Source organism: Bdellovibrio reynosensis (assembly GCF_022814725.1).
Classification (GTDB): Bacteria; Bdellovibrionota; Bdellovibrionia; order Bdellovibrionales; family Bdellovibrionaceae; genus Bdellovibrio; species Bdellovibrio reynosensis.
The window spans coordinates 3181024-3198418 of record NZ_CP093442.1 but is presented as its reverse complement, the minus strand read 5'-3'; the positions used below and the strand labels follow the sequence as shown (position 1 = coordinate 3198418).

Annotated in this window: 12 protein-coding genes; 10 read left to right on the top strand and 2 right to left on the bottom strand. The window is 44.5% G+C overall.

From position 1 onward, the window contains the following. Nucleotides 1-16 precede the first annotated feature (16 nt). On the bottom strand, nucleotides 17-883 hold the full coding sequence (gene motA / locus MNR06_RS14995) for a flagellar motor stator protein MotA (protein ID WP_243537232.1): 867 nt from the start codon (nucleotides 881-883) through the stop codon (nucleotides 17-19). A gap of 105 nt (nucleotides 884-988) precedes the next feature. Between motA and MNR06_RS14990 the strand changes: the two genes are divergently transcribed. Next, nucleotides 989-2794, top strand: coding sequence for a protein-disulfide reductase DsbD family protein (locus tag MNR06_RS14990; RefSeq protein ID WP_243537231.1), 1806 nt, complete (start codon nucleotides 989-991; stop codon nucleotides 2792-2794). Between the two features lie 91 nt (nucleotides 2795-2885). Here the strand turns inward: MNR06_RS14990 and MNR06_RS14985 are convergent, their stop codons facing one another. Continuing rightward, on the bottom strand, nucleotides 2886-3404 hold the full coding sequence (locus MNR06_RS14985) for a hypothetical protein (RefSeq protein ID WP_243537230.1): 519 nt from the start codon (nucleotides 3402-3404) through the stop codon (nucleotides 2886-2888). Nucleotides 3405-3510: 106 nt separating this feature from the next. Here MNR06_RS14985 and MNR06_RS14980 point away from each other — a divergent pair, with 106 nt between their 5' ends. The 9 genes from MNR06_RS14980 to MNR06_RS14940 all read left to right on the top strand — a co-directional run bounded on the left by MNR06_RS14980 (nucleotide 3511) and on the right by MNR06_RS14940 (nucleotide 17391). Continuing rightward, nucleotides 3511-4575, top strand: coding sequence for a hypothetical protein (locus MNR06_RS14980; protein ID WP_243537229.1), 1065 nt, complete (start codon nucleotides 3511-3513; stop codon nucleotides 4573-4575). Further along, nucleotides 4530-5444, top strand: a complete 915-nt coding sequence (locus tag MNR06_RS14975; RefSeq protein ID WP_243537227.1) for a pseudouridine synthase — start codon at nucleotides 4530-4532, stop codon at nucleotides 5442-5444. The genes MNR06_RS14980 and MNR06_RS14975 overlap by 46 nt, the downstream gene beginning before the upstream one ends. A 4-nt stretch (nucleotides 5445-5448) precedes the next feature. Then, nucleotides 5449-6333 (top strand): EamA family transporter, encoded by an 885-nt coding sequence (locus MNR06_RS14970; RefSeq protein ID WP_243537226.1) that lies wholly within the window; start codon nucleotides 5449-5451, stop codon nucleotides 6331-6333. A gap of 190 nt (nucleotides 6334-6523) precedes the next feature. Then, nucleotides 6524-6832 carry a hypothetical protein gene (locus MNR06_RS14965; RefSeq protein ID WP_243537224.1) on the top strand — a complete coding sequence of 103 codons (309 nt, stop codon included), beginning with the start codon at nucleotides 6524-6526 and terminating at the stop codon, nucleotides 6830-6832. After that, nucleotides 6825-8867, top strand: a complete 2043-nt coding sequence (locus tag MNR06_RS14960) for a hypothetical protein (RefSeq protein WP_243537222.1) — start codon at nucleotides 6825-6827, stop codon at nucleotides 8865-8867. Before MNR06_RS14965 ends, MNR06_RS14960 begins: the two co-directional genes overlap by 8 nt. A gap of 33 nt (nucleotides 8868-8900) precedes the next feature. Continuing rightward, nucleotides 8901-9911 carry a glycosyltransferase family protein gene (locus MNR06_RS14955; RefSeq protein WP_243537220.1) on the top strand — a complete coding sequence of 337 codons (1011 nt, stop codon included), beginning with the start codon at nucleotides 8901-8903 and terminating at the stop codon, nucleotides 9909-9911. 1 nt (nucleotide 9912) lies between these two features. After that, on the top strand, nucleotides 9913-10494 hold the full coding sequence (locus MNR06_RS14950; RefSeq protein WP_243537218.1) for a class I SAM-dependent methyltransferase: 582 nt from the start codon (nucleotides 9913-9915) through the stop codon (nucleotides 10492-10494). 95 nt (nucleotides 10495-10589) lie between these two features. Beyond that, nucleotides 10590-13832: an RCC1 domain-containing protein gene (locus MNR06_RS14945; RefSeq protein WP_243537217.1), complete on the top strand. Its 3243-nt coding sequence runs from the start codon at nucleotides 10590-10592 to the stop codon at nucleotides 13830-13832. A 136-nt stretch (nucleotides 13833-13968) separates the two neighbouring features. Further along, nucleotides 13969-17391, top strand: a complete 3423-nt coding sequence (locus MNR06_RS14940; protein WP_243537215.1) for a hypothetical protein — start codon at nucleotides 13969-13971, stop codon at nucleotides 17389-17391. Nucleotides 17392-17395 lie beyond the last annotated feature (4 nt).

The following is a 17395-nucleotide window of genomic DNA, read 5'->3' as shown; positions in this document are numbered from 1 at the left end:
TTTCTAACTAATTTTACTAAGCGGCCTTTTTGATTTCTTTAGTAGCTTTATCTACTTCACTGAAAGTCGGTCTTTCTTCCGGCATGATGGAACGACGAGCGTATTCCACACACACGATTGGAGGAGCACCTCTTTGCAATGCAATCATAGCTGCTTTAATACATTGTAAGTAACGGCCTTCTGCTTCGATATCGGCATTCATTTTTGAAGCGGTTGGCGCGATCAATCCGTAGGCACAGAAAACCCCTAACATCGTTCCCACCAGGGCGCCCGCAACGAGTCCCCCGATAACCTCAACCCCTTCAGTCAAATGGGCCATGGTTTTAACGATACCAAGTACGGCGGCAACGATCCCTAGTCCTGGGAAACCGTCGGCCACTGTTTGCACGGCATGTGAAGCCATGTGTTCTTCGGCGTGGATTGCTTTAATATCTGCATCTAAAAGATCATCGACGTCATACGGAGACATCTCTGCTGACAAAGTAATTTTCATCGTATCGCAAAGGAAGTCTACGGCATGGTGATTATGCATAAAGCTTGGGTAGGCTTTAAAAATGTCACTCTTTTCCGGTTCCTCGATATGCTTCTCGATACCTTGGGGTCCTTCTTTTCTGAAAGCTTGGAAAAGCTGGAACATCATTTGTAGCAACTCGATATATTCTTGCTTGCCCGGCCCCTTCGCCGTCATAGCTTTAATACTGAGTTTGAATCCGGCTTTGATGATCTTCATTGGATTCGCGATGATGTACGCCCCTAAGGCGGCACCCGCGATAATCATCATTTCGATAGGAGCCGCCTTCAAGATCACCGACATGTGACCGCCGGCTATAATGAAGCCCCCGAAAACCATCACGAAAACGACTATGATACCTACAAAACCCATATAGATTGACCTCTTCAGTTTCTCTATCGGACTGATACGTGTTAAGATTAAGAGATCACTGAATAAACTTGCCCATGGTCGGGACAAGGCATAAGAGGAAAAGGTATGAATTTCTGCATGAAGTACTTTGTGATTGTGGCGCTTTTTCTTTCTTCCAGCCTATGGTCTGGCGTATCTGCGCAGTCTAATGAAACTGATCCGTTGTTAGTAGAGACTAAGGTACTTCCCTATGACTGGAGTCCAGGTCAGGGTGGCTCGTTAGAAATTAAAATGAAACTTCCTGCCGGTTACCACGCTTATGAAGATAAATTTCAAGCCGTGATCCTGGAACCAGATGGATTCAAAGTTGCTCCATTAAAAATAGAACCCTTAAAAACTTGGTTCGATAAGTTTTCTAAACGCGAACGATCAGGAATTGAAAAAGAAGCAACGCTGACTGCGCATATTGAAGCCCCTTCAAGATTTTTAAAACGTTATGACAAAATGAAATTAGAACTGATTTATCAGGCGTGCACGGATCAGTTCTGTTTGTTCCCAACGACAAAAGTGATCGATGTTCCTATTTCTGTTGCTTACGTAGAAGGTGAACCGCAAATCAAAGAAGGTAAAGCTAGCACGACGCAACCTACCTCTTCTTTTTTCGGCAGCGAAAACTTTGAAAAGTTTTTGGGCACCAGCATGGCCGCTGGATTGTTGTTTGTATTCTTAGCCGGCGTTTTCACAAGTTTTACTCCGTGTATCTTTCCGATGATTCCAATCACCTTGGCAGTATTAGGTAATCGTGCAGAAACCAGAACGCGCAGACAGAATCTTTTAGCAAGCTGCATTTACGTTCTTGGTATTGCAACGACCTATTCGGTTCTTGGTTTGATTGCGGCTTCATCGGGTGGGATTTTTGGTGCGACTTTAGGCAATCCCTATGTTCTAGGTGCTGTGACATTGATCTTCTTATTAATGGCATTAAGCATGTATGGTCTTTTTGAACTGCAAGTGCCTGCGTTTATTCGCAATCGCCTGGGCGCTGGTAAGACCAAACAAAGTATTGGCGGCATTTACGTCACGGGTATGATCGCTGGGGTGGTTGCAAGTCCTTGCGTGGGGCCGGTGCTTGTGGCGATTCTGACTTATGTGGCTTCAACACAGAACATGCTTTTAGGTTTCTTATACTTATTTACTTATGCTTTGGGTTTAGGTTTGATTTTTATCGCCCTTGGTTTTTCTGAAGAGCTGCTTAAAAAGCTTCCGCGTTCGGGCCCTTGGATGAATGGTTCTAAATTTATTTTAGGAACATTGATGCTTTCAGCGTTTTATTATTACTTAGATCTTTTAGTCCCTGCCCGTCTTTTTGATTTAGCTTTCGGCGTGGGATTGATTGTTCTTGCAAGTGTGTATGGTGCGTTTATTTCTGGTGCGAACCTAACGGCGATTCTGCGAATTCGTAAAGGCCTGATGCAGGCAATATTAGTTGTGGGCATTGGGTATCTGGGCTTAGCCGCGTTCGATTTACGCCCTTATTTACATGGCCGCTTGATGGCGACAGACAGCTTAAATAAAATCGACAGCATTCAGTGGCAGCCTTATTCTGATCAAACTTTAGAACAAGCAGCTAAGGACGGAAAGCCGGTGATCATCGATTTCTGGGCGGATTGGTGTGCCGCTTGTCACGAGCTAGAACAACAAACCTTCACGGACTTGCGCGTTCGTGCGATGGGTAAGAAATTTGTATTTTTAAAATTCGATGCGACTAAAGATTCTGAACAACTGAAAGCTTTGAAGAAGAAATACAATATTCAAGGTCTGCCGACAGTGATTTTCTTAAATCCAAATGGCGTGTGGATCGATGCTTTGACTCTGACTCAGTTTGAAAAACCAGAAGAGTTTGTTAGAAGAATGGAAAAAGGGGCTCAGTAGCGGCGTATGCCGGCAGAGCTGGAGCGACGCAACCGCGGAAGCTGAAGCAGCTTCCGCAACCCTACTCCGACGAAGTCCGAGTACAGACAAGCTACAGTCGTTTCAATCTCGCGATTTCCATCTTCGCTTCATTCAAAGCGGCTTGGCTAGAAATCATTTGTGCTTCTTTTTCTGCTAAAAGTTTTTGTAAGTGGTTCATGCGCACTTCAAAACTTTTGATCACGTTGTTATGGCGATCCACCATCTCTTGAACCTTTAGATCCAGGCTTTTTCTTTCGTTCACTCTTTGTGCTAATTGCGTGATTTTTTGACCGGCTTCAGTGGCAAGGCCATTGTGGCTTTGCTCTAAGCGGCTGACCAAAGATGCTTGCTTATCAAACTTCATGTTTGATGTTTTGATCAACTCATTCACTGTCGCAACGACCTTGTTCATCTGATCTGCCAAAGCTTGATTTTGCGCTTTAAGCTCGAAAATCTGACGGTCGGTATTTAGGTAGTTTCCAGAACTGGCTTGGGCTCCAGCCGCGCCAGAGTACATTCCGGTATCCATCAGAGGGGTTTTCACCGCCTTCTTTTCGCCAAATAATTCCGGGTTTAATTCTTTATGCATAGAGGCCCCTCCTAGGACTTTGCAACATTCTGCAAACACCATCATATTTTTTCTGGACTAAAATTTCAAATGTTCATACTTTATGCGCGTAGGAAAGGGGACCGACGTGCTTAAGGTTGGACAACTGTTAAAATTTGTATCTGATCTTAATCCGCAAAACACGCCGACCCGTCTGTCGTTTTATAACTTCCTAAAGGGCTTTCCTCACCCTGACGACGCTCTAAGCCCTGAACTTATTGAGATGTTTTTCAATTACTGCATGGATTACCCTCATTGGGCTTCCAATAAGCAGCAATTAGGTCACGAAGTTCAGTTTTTGTTAGAGAATTTCAATAGCTTCTACCAACAGAAGTTTGATCTTAGTCCAATCCGCTTCCCGCAAAACATGCAGATGATCGAGATTGAGCACTTTTCTGATCTTATTGACGCAGTGAGTAGCTACGTTAAGACAACTTGCGGCGAAAATGACAAGTTCCGCGTGCTGCCGGATCAGAACAAACGCGCGGTTGTTATCATCTTGCGTGAAGATAAAACCCTTGAGGTCCGTACTTTCGATCGCAAGTTCACTATCCGTGATGGCTTGCTAGAGCCTTTGCGCAAAGATCTGGTAGTTTATTATTCTTCTGAATTGGAACTAAGCCCTCACCACACTCACAAAATTGAGGTCGCCCCTTATATCACGGCTCAGTTTCGCGTGGTGGCTGACAAAGTGACGGGCTCGTTGTTGCGTGGTTATGTTTTCCAAAAACTGCAAGAGATGAAGAATGAGCCTTTGCAGGAGCAAACTCGCATTTTGTTCCCGATCAAGCGCTTAGAGCAATTCTTTGTAGATCGTCGTACTGATCCTTATTACCAAGATTTAGTCAGTCAGCTTGAAAGAACCTGTGCTCTGATCCAGCAAGGGGACTCGGATGCTTTGAAGTGGTCATCGATCATTTTGGATAAAGCCGAGACGGCAGTAGATAATATTTTCCTAGGCGATAAGCTTATGACCCTATTAGTTCGAGATCTGCGCCATGCGATCCGCGAATATGGCTCCTTAGGCTCTGTCGGTAAGAAACTCTCCTCATCTGCGCTTAGTGATGATATATTGTCAGCTCAACAATTACCTGAGGCTGATGAAGAATGTCTGAAGATAACTCCACTCAAAGAATTAGACTTAATAAACTAATCGCGGATAGCGGTTTAGCGTCCCGCCGTCATGCCGACCGTATGATCGAAGAAGGCCTGGTTACCGTAAACGGTAAAAAGGTGTACGAGTTGGGTGTTAAAGTTGATCCTGAAGCCGATCGCATCCTAGTTGACGGCAAAGTCTTGCGCAAAGCCCTTAGCCAAAAACTTTACCTTATTATGAATAAGCCTAAAGGTGTTCTAACAACGATGGAAGATCCGATGGAGCGTCCAACGATTGCTGAATACTTGGTTGATGTTCCTACCCGCGTATTCCCGGTGGGTCGTCTGGACTGGGATTCTGAAGGTATGTTGCTTCTTACGAACGACGGTGATTTCGCGAACAAAGTTATGCACCCGAAAGCGGAAGTAACAAAAACATATCTAGTAAAACTAGATGGCAAACCTGAACCACAACATCTGCAAAAATTAAAAAACGGTGTTTCGATCATTGGTGGTAAAGTTTCTGCCCGTCATATCGAGCGCATTAAAAAACAAGGCGACAACAAATCTGATAAGTACGAATGGTACAAAATCGTGATCACAGAGGGTAAAAACCGTCAGATCCGTCAAATGTTCGCTAAGGTTGGTTTTGACGTTTTGAAACTTCAACGTGTGGCGATTGGTCGCTTGCGTATGGGTGCTTTAAAAACGGGTGAGTTGGTTTACTTAAATGAGGCTGCTGTTGAACGCGTGTTCTTGGCGGATGATCCGGAAGAAGTAAAAACAAAACGCACTTACAAGGGTCGCGCTACTACAATGAAGAACAAAGGCCCTGGCGCTGCAACTGGTTCTAAGGGAGCTAAAAAAGCTTCTGCAAAAAAACCGACTCGCGGTAAAGCTTTGTACGAAAAAGGTGTAAGAAAATAATTTGATGATGAAAAACAACCCACGCTTAAGAGGAATTATTGAAATCTCCATCGCAAGCCTGGGTTTTGGTTTTTTAGGGATCTTTGGTAAATGGGCCTTTGCTTCGGGCCTTTCAGTGGGCGAGCTTCTTTCTTATCGTTTCGCCTTAGCCGCGGTATTAATCTGGATATTTCTTCTTCTGTTCAAACCTGACTGGGTTCGTCTTTCCGCAAAACAAATTGGTTTGTCTGCCCTTCTGGGAATTTTCGGTTACGCGGTTTTTTCCACTTTATATTTTGAAGCGATTAAAGGTGTGAGTGTCACTTTAGCAGCGATGCTTTTATATACTTATCCGTTTTGGGTGAATATATTTTCGCACTTTTTCACCCACGATAAAATATCTAAAAAAGAAGCGCTTTGTTTGGCCGCTGCTTTAATAGGATTGGTTTTACTTTTGTGGGGGCATATCGAAGTTCAAAGTGTGTGGGCTGTGGCTGCGGGATTAGGCTCTGCCATTGCTTACGCGATTTATGTTTTACTTTCGGGACGTTACCAACAAAGTGTCAGACCTATCACTTCAACTTTATATGTGATCACCTTTGGTGCTTTAGCTTTGGCTGCTTTTCATCAACCTAACTTTGCGGAACTTAAAGAGCTAAGTCCGTATCAGGCGACCTATGTATTAGGAATCGCCATTGTTTGCACGATCATTCCGTTAACCATGGTCCTATCTGCTTTACAAAAATTAAGAAGCAAAGAAGTCGCTCTCTTAACAATGATGGAACCGGTGACTGCTGCATTTATGGGGGCGATTCTTTTTCACGAATCTCTGTCAGCGTCTCAGCTTCTTGGGGCTCTGATCATTGCGGCGGCACTGGTGTTTAATACTCTTTCAAAAAAGAAATACTGAAATAAGTCCTACATTTATTCGATCGGTCTCGTTATGAGACACTCTAACTTCCATTCATTCCATCTAAAGTCTTGAAATCAAACTTGAAGCAGTTTGATTTTTTGATGAAGAAAATCTCTTGTGTCTTCCTTATACCCTGAAAGGTGTTTCGTTGCTTTAGTTGGTGGACCGAAATACCGAAAAGAAACTCATGAAGTTATTAGGGATTATTCAAAACTTAAAAAATGTTTCGCAAAAAATGAAAGGTTGCTTATTCATTTTGGCAGCTTTGTTTCTTGCGGGATGTAGTTTAGAAGCCAAGCTGATCCCTCCAAAGGATATTGCAAGCATTGTTGATGAGGTTGAAGATTCACTTCCTAATCCGCCTGCCTCTGCATTTATCCCCGTTGAAAAAGTAACGACCTCGAATGGTTACGAGCTCAACACAACGGTTTCTGACTTCAACGAAACAGTGACGACATCGAATGGTTACACCTTTAAGGGAGTTCTTTATGAATAAGCTTATCTGTACGTTAGCTTTAAGCTTAACAACCACTTTGGCTCACGCGCAGGTAGCACACAAAGGTTTTACCTTTATGTCTTACATTCGAAATCCCGGCGGTACGGCAGTCAATCTTTCAAATATCTCCGTAAAAGTACAAATCATTTCAAACAACGATTGCGTGTTGATGGAAGAAGATCACGCCAATGTTAACGTCGCTAATGGCTATTTAAGTCTGACTGTTGGTGATGGCACTCGCACTGCCGCTGAAGATCCAGGTTTTTCTTTTAAAGAAATTTTTGACAACGCCACTGTTCGCAACGCTTTAAAAGATATTAACGGAGCTGCTTGTAATTATACTCCCGCAGCCCAACACATTCGACGCGCCCGTATTTCTTTAAGTGATAGCGGAACGCCGGTTGTAGCCACATTCTCTTTACGTGGAACTGCATTTGCTGTTCAGTCTGAAAATGCACTGACTGCCGGTGATGCTGCGAAATTAGGTGGTAAAGACGCCACCGAATATGCGCAGTTAACTTCTGGTAAAGTGGCCGACTCTGTTCTTCCTAATATTCCGGCAGCTTTATTACCAAACATTGATTACGCTAAACTTCCAGTGGGTACTGGTGCAAATACAGTGGCTGCGGGTGATGATTCGCGTTTTGGCAATGCTACGAAAATTCAAACTAAAGATGTTTCTTCTACCGCGCCGACGAACGGTCAGATTCTTGTTTATAGCACTGGATCTTCTTCGTGGGTGCCGACTTCGGTAACTACGGGTGGTACAGTGACTTCGGTCAGCGTGTCTGCTCCGCTAGGTGTAACCAATGGTTCAACGACCCCGGCGTTAACGATCACCCAAGCGGCAACAGGTGCTGATGGTTATTTGTCGTCGACGGATTGGAATACTTTTAATGGAAAATTATCATCTGCTTTGGCTGATGGAAAAATGTACGTTGGTAATGGTTCAGGCGTTGCGACAGCTGTGACACCAAGTTTAGATGTGAGTGTTTCAAATGCGGGTGCCTTTCAAGTTAATAGAATTCAAAATAACCTAATTAATGGTGCCGCTGTTACAGGTGGACTGATGAAATGGGATGCGGCTACTTCCACTTGGAAGGGCGCTGCCTTCCCTGCTTGTACGACTTCGCAAACAGCTTATTGGAATTCAGGGACTGATACGATTGCGTGTCAGAGTATTTCTTATGCTCTTTCAAATTTAGGCAACCAGGCGGCTAATAAAGTTCTTGCTGGTCCGACAACGGGTGCGGCGGCTGATCCTACTTTTAGATCTTTAGTTAGCGCCGATGTGAATTCATTTGCTTACGTTAATGGTGGCAACTCGTTTGGTGGGGCTGCGACTATTGGTACTGGTGACGCGAACTCATTTACAATTAGAACCAATGGTACTTCTCGTATCGAAGTTGAATCTGACGGTAAAGTCGGTATCAACACGACTTCACCGGGAACTCTTTTTGAAATTGCGTCTAACGTTTCAGGCAGTCCACTGCGAGTTTCTCGTTCAGATAATGCTGCTCATAAAGCTTCTACCGGTTATTTTCCGGCATCAGTGGGTTCAGGCACGCCTTCTTGGGCTGTGGGCCTTTTAGAAGGCTCAAACAATTTTAGTGTTTTAGCTTATGATGGCACTACGGCTATCACCCCGCTGACGGTTGCAACTACGGGTCGAGTAGGTGTGAGTACTGATACTCCTCGCGGCGCCTTGGATGTGAATGGGGTTATTTTAGGAAAAACGGCGACATCAGGCACCGGTGGTACTGTTGATTTTGCCGGAACGAACTTACGTTATACTTCTGACAGTTGCGGAGCTTTCGCTTTCCACAATATGAAAGATGGCGGTTCCTATATGTTTGCGGTTCAAGGAACTTCCGCTGCTACTTGCACTTTCACTGCGTACAGTGATGCGGGATCTACAGCACTCACCGTCAAAATGCCACCTGATCATGGCGCCACAACGGCATCTAAACATACGATTTATAATATGGTCGTGATGGGTTCATTCGTATATGTGGCATGGACACCGGGATACTAATCCAGTACCATTTTTGTACTGAGAGGCTTCCTTATGGTCACAGCAAAATCGAATCATCTTTTGGATCAGCAAGTCGCCGCCGGTCTTAATGGCGACTTCGCTCGCGGCTGGGCAATTGCCGAAGAGCTAAGACAATTAAATCCTCACTGCAATCGTTCAAAATTCAATCGCGCTTGGTATGAAATGATGCGCGGAGATTTGCTTGAAGGTTTGACATTGTTAGATGCCGGTCGCTGGGAAAATGCCTTTGGTGACAAGCCCCTTCCTACGAATAAACCAATTTATCGCAATGAAGATCTTAAAGGTAAAAACCTACTGCTGACCAGTGAAGGTGGTTATGGTGACGAGATCATCAATGTGCGCTTTGCCAAAGACTTTGCTGATCGTGGCGCTAAAGTCACCGTGACATGTGATCCTTCTTTAAGAAGTGTTTTTGCCAGAGTCCCTGGCGTTGTTTCCGTTGTCGGTCATAAAGCGGCGCCGGATGTGTACCATGACTTTTGGGTTCCGGGGATGAGTGCGGCACGTGTTCTTGAATATAGCTACCAAAAGCTAACTGGCGAACCGTATCTTTTTGTTGATCCAACCTACAATGCAAAATGGAAAGCAATGTTTGATGCCCGTTTTGCAAATGGATCTCGCCCCCGGATCGGTTTACGTTTTTTCGGAAATCCGAAATTTGAGCATGAACAGTTTAGAAAGTTCCCGAAAGAAGACCTTATCAACGCTGTCGGTGATCGCCCGTGGATTAATTTGCAAAAAGAAGAAACCGATCTTCCCTTAGAAACTTGGGAAGACACTTTAGCGGTTATCAGTCAGTTGGATTTAGTTATTACTTCTTGCACGAGTGTGGCCCACGCCAGTGCCGCTTTAGGTAAAGAGACTTGGGTGATTACTCCGGTGCTTCCTTACTACATTTGGGCTTTACCTGGGGATAAAACACCTTGGTATAAAACCGTAACTTTATTCCGTCAGGAAAAATTCGGTGAATGGCATCAGGTCTTTGCAAAAATCAAAACAGCTTTGAACGAAAAAGGATTTTAGTATGAAGCTTAATTTGGGCTGTGGCTTTCAGAAAAAAGAAGGCTTTGTAAACGTGGATATTTCTGCGGGTTGCAATGCGGATGTAGTGTTAGATTGCGCTACAGAAAAATGGCCGTGGGCGGATAGTTCTGTTGATGAAGTTCATTTTGATTTTTCGTTAGAGCAGATGGGGGAAAGCAAAAAAGATCTGCAATGCATCCTGCAAGAGTTATATCGTGTATGTAAAAACGATGCTGTTATCAAAATCGTCTTCATTCATCCTCGACACGATCAATTTGAGTTAAATCCTTTGTGCAGTCATAGATTGTCTCCTGAGTTCTTTAACTTACTCTCGGTGAGTAATAATCTGAGTATGATTGCAAATGGATCCTTTGATACCTCACTTGGACTTGCATGGGGGGTTAATTTCAATATGGCCCGCCATAAGTATTTAGTAACTTCTCAATTAGGACAAGAAATGGAAGCTGGTCGAATTTCCGAAGACCAAATTCGACAGCGCATTCCATTTGATAATAATATTTGTCATGCTGTTGAGGTCGACTTAACCGTTATAAAAAATGTTATAGAGATTCCTGTAACCTGAAAACTTACGGATCGTTTGGCCTCCTAGACTATCACATTCAATATTGCTTTGATTAGAAGATAGTCTGAAAATTGATTTAATGAATTGAGGATTTTATGTCGGACCGTTCTGATTTCAAAAACAAGCTTTCTCGCCGAGCGTTTTTACTAAATTCTTCAGCAGTTGCTGCCAGCTCACTTCTAGAAATTAATAAAGTCTACGCCTCACCATTTCTCTCTGGAGCATTCTGGAAAAAGCACTCGAGCAATCTTTATTTGTGGGGACAAAACGATACAGGGCAAGTTGGTGACGGGACTACCCTTACCAAAAATACTCCAACAGGACTTGGAACGAAAAGCGAATGGCTGAAAGCCTCTGCAGGAACGAGTTATTCAGTAGCAGTTAAAAAAGACGGAACACTTTGGGCGTGGGGTAGATATACGTTAGCGGGCTTCAACCCTTTATGGAACGTGAATGCAAGTTCACCCGTGCAAATAGGAACAGATACCAATTGGTCTGCGGTTGCCGCTGGTGCAACTTTTGTTCAAGCGACTAAGACTGACAACACTTTGTGGGCTTGGGGTTTATGCAATACCGGCGCTTTGGGGATTTTTTATTGGACTCCAACAGCGATGAATGCTGCCACTGACTGGGCCTATGTTTCAGCCACACCGACAGCAAACCTATCATTCGGAATTAAAACTGACGGCACTTTATGGACTTGGGGATTTGGCGGTAGCGGTTCTATGGGAGGAGTTACCGAGCAAAATACTTACTCTCCAGTTCAGGTAGGATCTGCAACGGATTGGGCTAAAGTTTTCAATGCTTATAACGTTTCAGGTGGAATAAAAACCGATGGCACACTTTGGATGTGGGGCGCCAACAATGTTGGTCAACTCGGAGATGGAACTACTACTACCCGTAGCACGCCGACTAAAATCGGGTTGCTTACAGACTGGGCTAGTGGTGCAACCAATGGAAATACCTCGAGCTTCATTAAGACTGATGGAACTTTATGGAGTTGTGGCAATGGCAATAATGCGCAAATCGGGCTTGGTGATTTTACAAGCTACAGTTCTCCTGTTCAAATTGGCAGCGCCACAAATTGGTCATCGGTTTCAGTTGCATCTTTTCACTCAATCGGACTTAAAGCCAATAACACCATTTGGGGATGGGGAACAATTCAGTATGCACAACTAGGAATTCGGTATTCGAGCCCTACCCAGTTAGGAAGTTCCACTTATATAACGATGACGGCATCACAAAATTCTGGATTAGGAATTAAAAGTGACGGCACACTTTGGGCATGGGGAAGTGGAAGCGAAGGGACTCTTGGACTTGGAAGTACTGCTACTGCCTCCTCGCCCACCCAAGTGGGATCTAGTACATGGACTACAGTAGCCTGTGGATATCTAAACACGTATGCAATTCGTTCAGATGGAACTCTTTGGGGATGGGGATATAACGGAACCGGCAATATCGATGGAACTGGCACGCAAAAAAATGCTCCGGTGCAAATTTCAACAAGTACTGACTGGGTAGAGATCATCCCAGGTAACTATACTGCCTTTGCTAAGAAATCTGATGGAACCTATTGGGGATGGGGTTGGAACGCTAACTACAATCTAAACGATGGCACTACGACAACCCGAAGTTCACCTATTCAAATTGCAGGAACATGGAGTGACTTGGCTCAAGGGCAAGATCATGTATTAGCAGTTAAAACCGATGGCACTCTTTGGGCCTGGGGCGCAAACGGCAGCTATCAAATAGGCGACAACGTGGCGTCCAGCACGACCCGAAGTTCACCTGTCATGATCGGAACAGCAACGAACTGGAGCAAAGTATTTTCTGGATACAGAGCCAGCTCTAGTTTTGCTACGAAAACAGATAACACTTTATGGGCCTGGGGACAGGGATCATTTGGAGTCTTAGGTAACAACAGTACAAACCCTACCTTTAGTTCTCCTGTGCAAATTTCAGGGACGAACTGGAAGAGCGTTGCCGTAACTCTTTATAGCACCGTGGCACTAAAACATGATGGCACACTATGGTCTTGGGGGAGCAATACTTGGGGGCAACTGGGAGATTCAACCTTTAACAGCCGTTCTACACCAGGCCAAGTCGGGACCGGTACTTCTTGGACGAAAATTGCATCTAGCCTAAGCTTTAACTACGCAATGAAAAGTGATGGAACTGTATGGGCATTCGGTCAATGCTCAGACAAATACGGAATAGGATTAAATCAATTCTCGCCTGTCCAACTTAATTCAGACAGTTGGACAAGTGCAACGGCAAATGGAAGTCGTACGATGGCAGTCCGTTCTGATGGAAGTTTATGGGCTTGGGGTTCTGGATCAGGTGGAGAGTTAGGGATAATTGGCTTAACCGTCACGAGTTCACCAAGTCAGATTGGAACTGCAACTAATTGGTCAAAAGTATTTTCAGGTTTAAGCCATTCGGCAGCTATAAAAACGGATGGTTCATTATGGAGTTGGGGAGGAAATGCAACAGGTCACTTAGGCGATGGAACTTCGACCAATCGCAGCTCACCTATTCAAGTTGGAACCGGATATACGAATTCGCAGCTGGCCCTTGGATATGATTATACGTTGATAAGAAAATCGGATGGTACCATTAGAGTTTGTGGCGCCAACGACAAGGGCTCAATAGGTATTCTGAATAATACGCCACAACAGGTAGGAACATTAACTAATTGGAGTGTTGTCGTAGCGGGGCACTCTGGCGGTCATACACTAGCGATAAAAACTGATCAAACATTATGGGCATGGGGACAGGGATTTTTTGGACAACTCGGCAATGGAACCTCCCCTTCTAATCAATCTTCGCCAGTTCAAGTTCCCGGTTCTTGGCTTAAGGTTTCGGCAGGAAACTCTCACTCTTTAGGAATTAAGGCAGACAATACCTTATGGGCTTGGGGACAAGGCTCAAGCGGTCAAATCGCAAACAATCCTGCAGCAAATACTAGCTCCCCCATTCAAATCGCTGGTACTTGGAGCAACATAGCTGCTGGCAATTCTTTTTCGTTAGGTGTACGTGCCGATGGGACATTGTGGGCATGGGGCCTCGGAACGAGCGGACAATTAGGCGACAGTTCTTATAGTACAAAGAGCTCGCCTGTACAAATTGGAACTGCAACCTACTGGAGTAATGTCGCCGCCGGAAATACCACCGGCTATGCATTAAGAAATGATGGGGTCTTGTTTGCTTGGGGAGTTAATTCCTCTGGACAGCAGGGAACGGGTGGGGCTTCAAACAATTCGCCGGTTCAAGTTGGTACAATGGCTGATTGGACCGAAATTTCTGCTGGCAATTCTCATGCTATTGGCAAGAAGTAATCTCTATTTTTTACTGTAAAAATTAAATGGGTTTTCATTGAAAAGCCCATTTCTCATTTTGGCTCATTAATTTAAAAAACAAATCATGATTTACCTATCATAATTGGTATTCATTATTCCGATACGTATCTTGAACATGGGGAACATAAGGTACGTTGTTTTTATTCTTAGCATCGCTTTGGGCGGTTGCCATTTGAAGGGCAATCTTGATCAGTCTTTATTGACCCCTGAACTTCAAGTCGTTGATGGCGCTAAATCTTCTAATGGTGACGTTCCTTTAAAAGGTGTTTGTTCTGCGAACCTTGAAGTTCGTATTTACACCGAAGACGGCAGCATCGATAAAACGGTCCCATGTGTTAATGGCGAGTATTCGACAACTGTGACTTTAAGTGGAGCTGAAGGCCCCAAAACTATCTTTGCTGAATATAAAGAAAAACAAGAAAACATTCCATCTGCTGAAACAGAAGTTATTTATGATCTGACTCCACCGGCAGGGTCTCCGTCATTCACGGGCTGGGCTGGCGGAGATAGCAATGATGTTTCTGCACGACTGGTTTCTGTTGGCTCCGCTGACACTTCGGTTTCGGGATTTAAATACATTTTAAGTCAGAATGCGAATTGCTCTACGCAACTGGCCGCCTTGCAAGCCGCGCCTGAAAACGCGATCAATGCACAAGTTAGTTTAAGTGCAACCGCAGAAGGCACTTACTATGTTTGTACTTTATTAAAAGATAGCGCAGGGAACTGGCAGACTTCTGCAAATCAAAGTGCTCCTTTAAATATTGATCTTACTCCGCCTGCTCCGGTAACAGGCTCCCCGGCTTCCAATGCGCAGGTTCGCACGACGAACACGATTTCTGGATCTTGTGAAGATAATGGCAACAATGTCGTTATCACTGGAGATATTGCAAATGCTCCGTTGTACTTTCCCTGTATTGCAGGAAGTTTTAGTGGCAGTGTTGACTTAACTGGAAGCGACGGCGTTAAGACAATTAACTATCAACAACTTGATGATGTTGGAAATACTGGGACTGGAACTTTATCTTTAGTGAAAGATACAACAGCACCCGTGTTATCAGTGACATCACATACAGCAAACCAACAAGTTTTAGCCAGCATCACACTTACTGGAGCTTGTGAAAACAATGGCAATGTCGTCACTGCATCTGGTGATTTTACTGGAAGCCCTGCGAATGCAAACTGCGTTGGCGGAAATTATTCTTTACCGATAACTTTATCGGGTGTTGATGGCAGCAAAAGTATAACTGTACAGCAGCTTGATATCGCTGGGAATACAGGATCAGTCACTCACTCGTTAGTGAAAGACACCACCGCCCCAACAGTGGCTGTAACTTCTCACTTAAATGATGCTGAAACTTTAGCAACAGTGACTGTTGCTGGCACTTGTGAAAATAACGGATTTAATGTTTCAGTGACGGGCGCTGTTGATGGTGCTCCGGTGACTTTAACTTGTACGGCTGGTACGTTTTCAGGAAGTATTACTTTATCAGGCGCTGATGGAGCGAAGACTTTCACTCTTATGCAAAGTGATACTGCGGGAAATACGGCCTCTGTGAATCATCGTTTGGTGAAGGATACGACGGCGCCAGTAATCACAGTAACATCTCCGACCTACGATCATGGCGTAGCGCCAACATTTACGATTTCAGGAACGTGTGAAGACAATGGCAATAACGTCACTGTTACAGGTGATATCACCGGCGGCCCAGTAGTCTTTGCTTGTGTCGCTGGAGCTTTCACTGGAAGTCTTTCCGTTCCTGGATCTGATGGTTTAAAAAATCTAACATTAAAGCAATTAGATGATGTGACTAATGAAGGCAGCTTAGCTCATCGTGTGGATAAGGATACTACGGCTCCGATAGTTACAATCAGCTCACCGACGAACAACAGCACCATTGATCCCGTAGGAACTAGCATTGGTGGTAATTGCACTTACGGTGATACGTTGACATTGGGTGGGACCATTGCAGAGGCAGGACAAACCATCGCTTGTGCCGCCAATGGCACTTGGTCTACTTCAGTGAATTTCACTCAAGAAGGTGAAAACCAAACATTAGTTATTACCCAAACTGATGATGTGGGATTATCTGATTCTGAAACTTATAATTTAATTGCCGATCCTCCGGTGTTCACAATCACGGGGGCACGTCCCGCTTTAGCCGTACGCGGAGTTGCATGTGCAATGTGCCACGCGAAAGTTAAAGGCGATATCGTGACTGACTTCGGTCATGGCCAATCTTTCTTCTTAGGAAATGGTTCGTCGGCAGATTCACGCTATCGCCCGTATGAAGCTGGAATCTATGCCCATGACTGGCGCGACGGCGTGCAAATTGATGGTAACCTTTATACTAAAAACGCAAGCGTCACTGTCACAGACTACGTGAATGCTTTACAAGATCCTGCCGCAGGAAACTCGACACCGGGTGGTGGCTGGACACTAGCCGACGTTGTGACGAAGCAAATGTACAGCACTGTGCGCGCTACCTTGATGAGGCTTATAAGTTTCATCGGACAAGCTCCGACGAACGCTGTTCCTGGGATGTATGGTTCGATCGTTTATAAAAATAATATTCTTATTGCGTCGCCGACGGCGGCTCAGATCAATGCTTTAACTGGCAGTATGTCCCTGGTCGCTACTGATTCTGGTGTTTCGATTTACAAAAAATCCACTGCGACTTTAGCAAATTTAAATATAGTAGCGGGTGTCGGTGGAAAGTATGTGCGAAACTCAGGGAATGTAGATTGCTGGGGGGACGTTGTTATTCAAGGTCCGTTGTTCCTAGATAATTTGCAGTTAAATTCTCGCGCCGCTGGGTGCCGCTTACATGTAAACGGCACAGTCTTTATTCGTGGCGGAATCACCTATTTAAATGAAGCGACTTATCCTAAAGTGAATGTGCAGATTACTAGTTCTCGCGCCATTATTGTCGGTATGAATCCAAATTTCGTGTTTGAACGTTTTAGCAGCTCAGTTTGGCCGAAGGTTCCAACGGGCTCATTCCCTGACGAAACTTCGACACTTAATAATATGACCAATATTCTTAGCGAAGCTTCGCGAATTGCCGACCTCGACAATGATGGCGGTCCCATGATGGTCGCTCAGTATGTGACATATTCTGGTGGCGCCATAGCTACTCGTACCAATGTTGGTTATGCCTATAATCAGACTACGGATCTTTCGGCACAACCCGCGCGCGTAGCTGCAAACAATGGTTGGGCTGCTATTCCAGGACAAGAAACGACATACAATGCTGTTCGTGGAAATTGTACGGTTGATACTACGGATGCGATCACAAATTCTAGACCTTGCATCCTAACGTGGGCTGGTACTTACGGTAAAAAAACTGTCAACTTTAACCACCTGTTATTGAATGCTCCGATCGTTCATAGCCGTTACTTTGGTTTGTTTAAAGGGATCGTTATTGCTGACTTCTTTATGCCAGCCGTTGAACACTTAGAGTACGAGTACGACAGCACCTTTGATAGCGTTCCAGTCCTGCCTCTTGTAATCCAAAATGTTTATAGCATCTCAAATTAGATCT

What these genes read in the sequence shown, in the direction of transcription:
- motA (WP_243537232.1), bottom strand. Translation starts at nt 883, where the DNA reads ATGGGTTTTGTAGGTATCATAGTCGTTTTCGTGATGGTTTTCGGGGGC.
- MNR06_RS14990 (WP_243537231.1), top strand. Translation starts at nt 989, where the DNA reads ATGAATTTCTGCATGAAGTACTTTGTGATTGTGGCGCTTTTTCTTTCT.
- MNR06_RS14985 (WP_243537230.1), bottom strand. Translation starts at nt 3,404, where the DNA reads ATGCATAAAGAATTAAACCCGGAATTATTTGGCGAAAAGAAGGCGGTG.
- MNR06_RS14975 (WP_243537227.1), top strand. Translation starts at nt 4,530, where the DNA reads ATGTCTGAAGATAACTCCACTCAAAGAATTAGACTTAATAAACTAATC.
- MNR06_RS14970 (WP_243537226.1), top strand. Translation starts at nt 5,449, where the DNA reads ATGATGAAAAACAACCCACGCTTAAGAGGAATTATTGAAATCTCCATC.
- MNR06_RS14965 (WP_243537224.1), top strand. Translation starts at nt 6,524, where the DNA reads ATGAAGTTATTAGGGATTATTCAAAACTTAAAAAATGTTTCGCAAAAA.
- MNR06_RS14960 (WP_243537222.1), top strand. Translation starts at nt 6,825, where the DNA reads ATGAATAAGCTTATCTGTACGTTAGCTTTAAGCTTAACAACCACTTTG.
- MNR06_RS14955 (WP_243537220.1), top strand. Translation starts at nt 8,901, where the DNA reads ATGGTCACAGCAAAATCGAATCATCTTTTGGATCAGCAAGTCGCCGCC.
- MNR06_RS14950 (WP_243537218.1), top strand. Translation starts at nt 9,913, where the DNA reads ATGAAGCTTAATTTGGGCTGTGGCTTTCAGAAAAAAGAAGGCTTTGTA.
- MNR06_RS14945 (WP_243537217.1), top strand. Translation starts at nt 10,590, where the DNA reads ATGTCGGACCGTTCTGATTTCAAAAACAAGCTTTCTCGCCGAGCGTTT.
- MNR06_RS14940 (WP_243537215.1), top strand. Translation starts at nt 13,969, where the DNA reads ATGGGGAACATAAGGTACGTTGTTTTTATTCTTAGCATCGCTTTGGGC.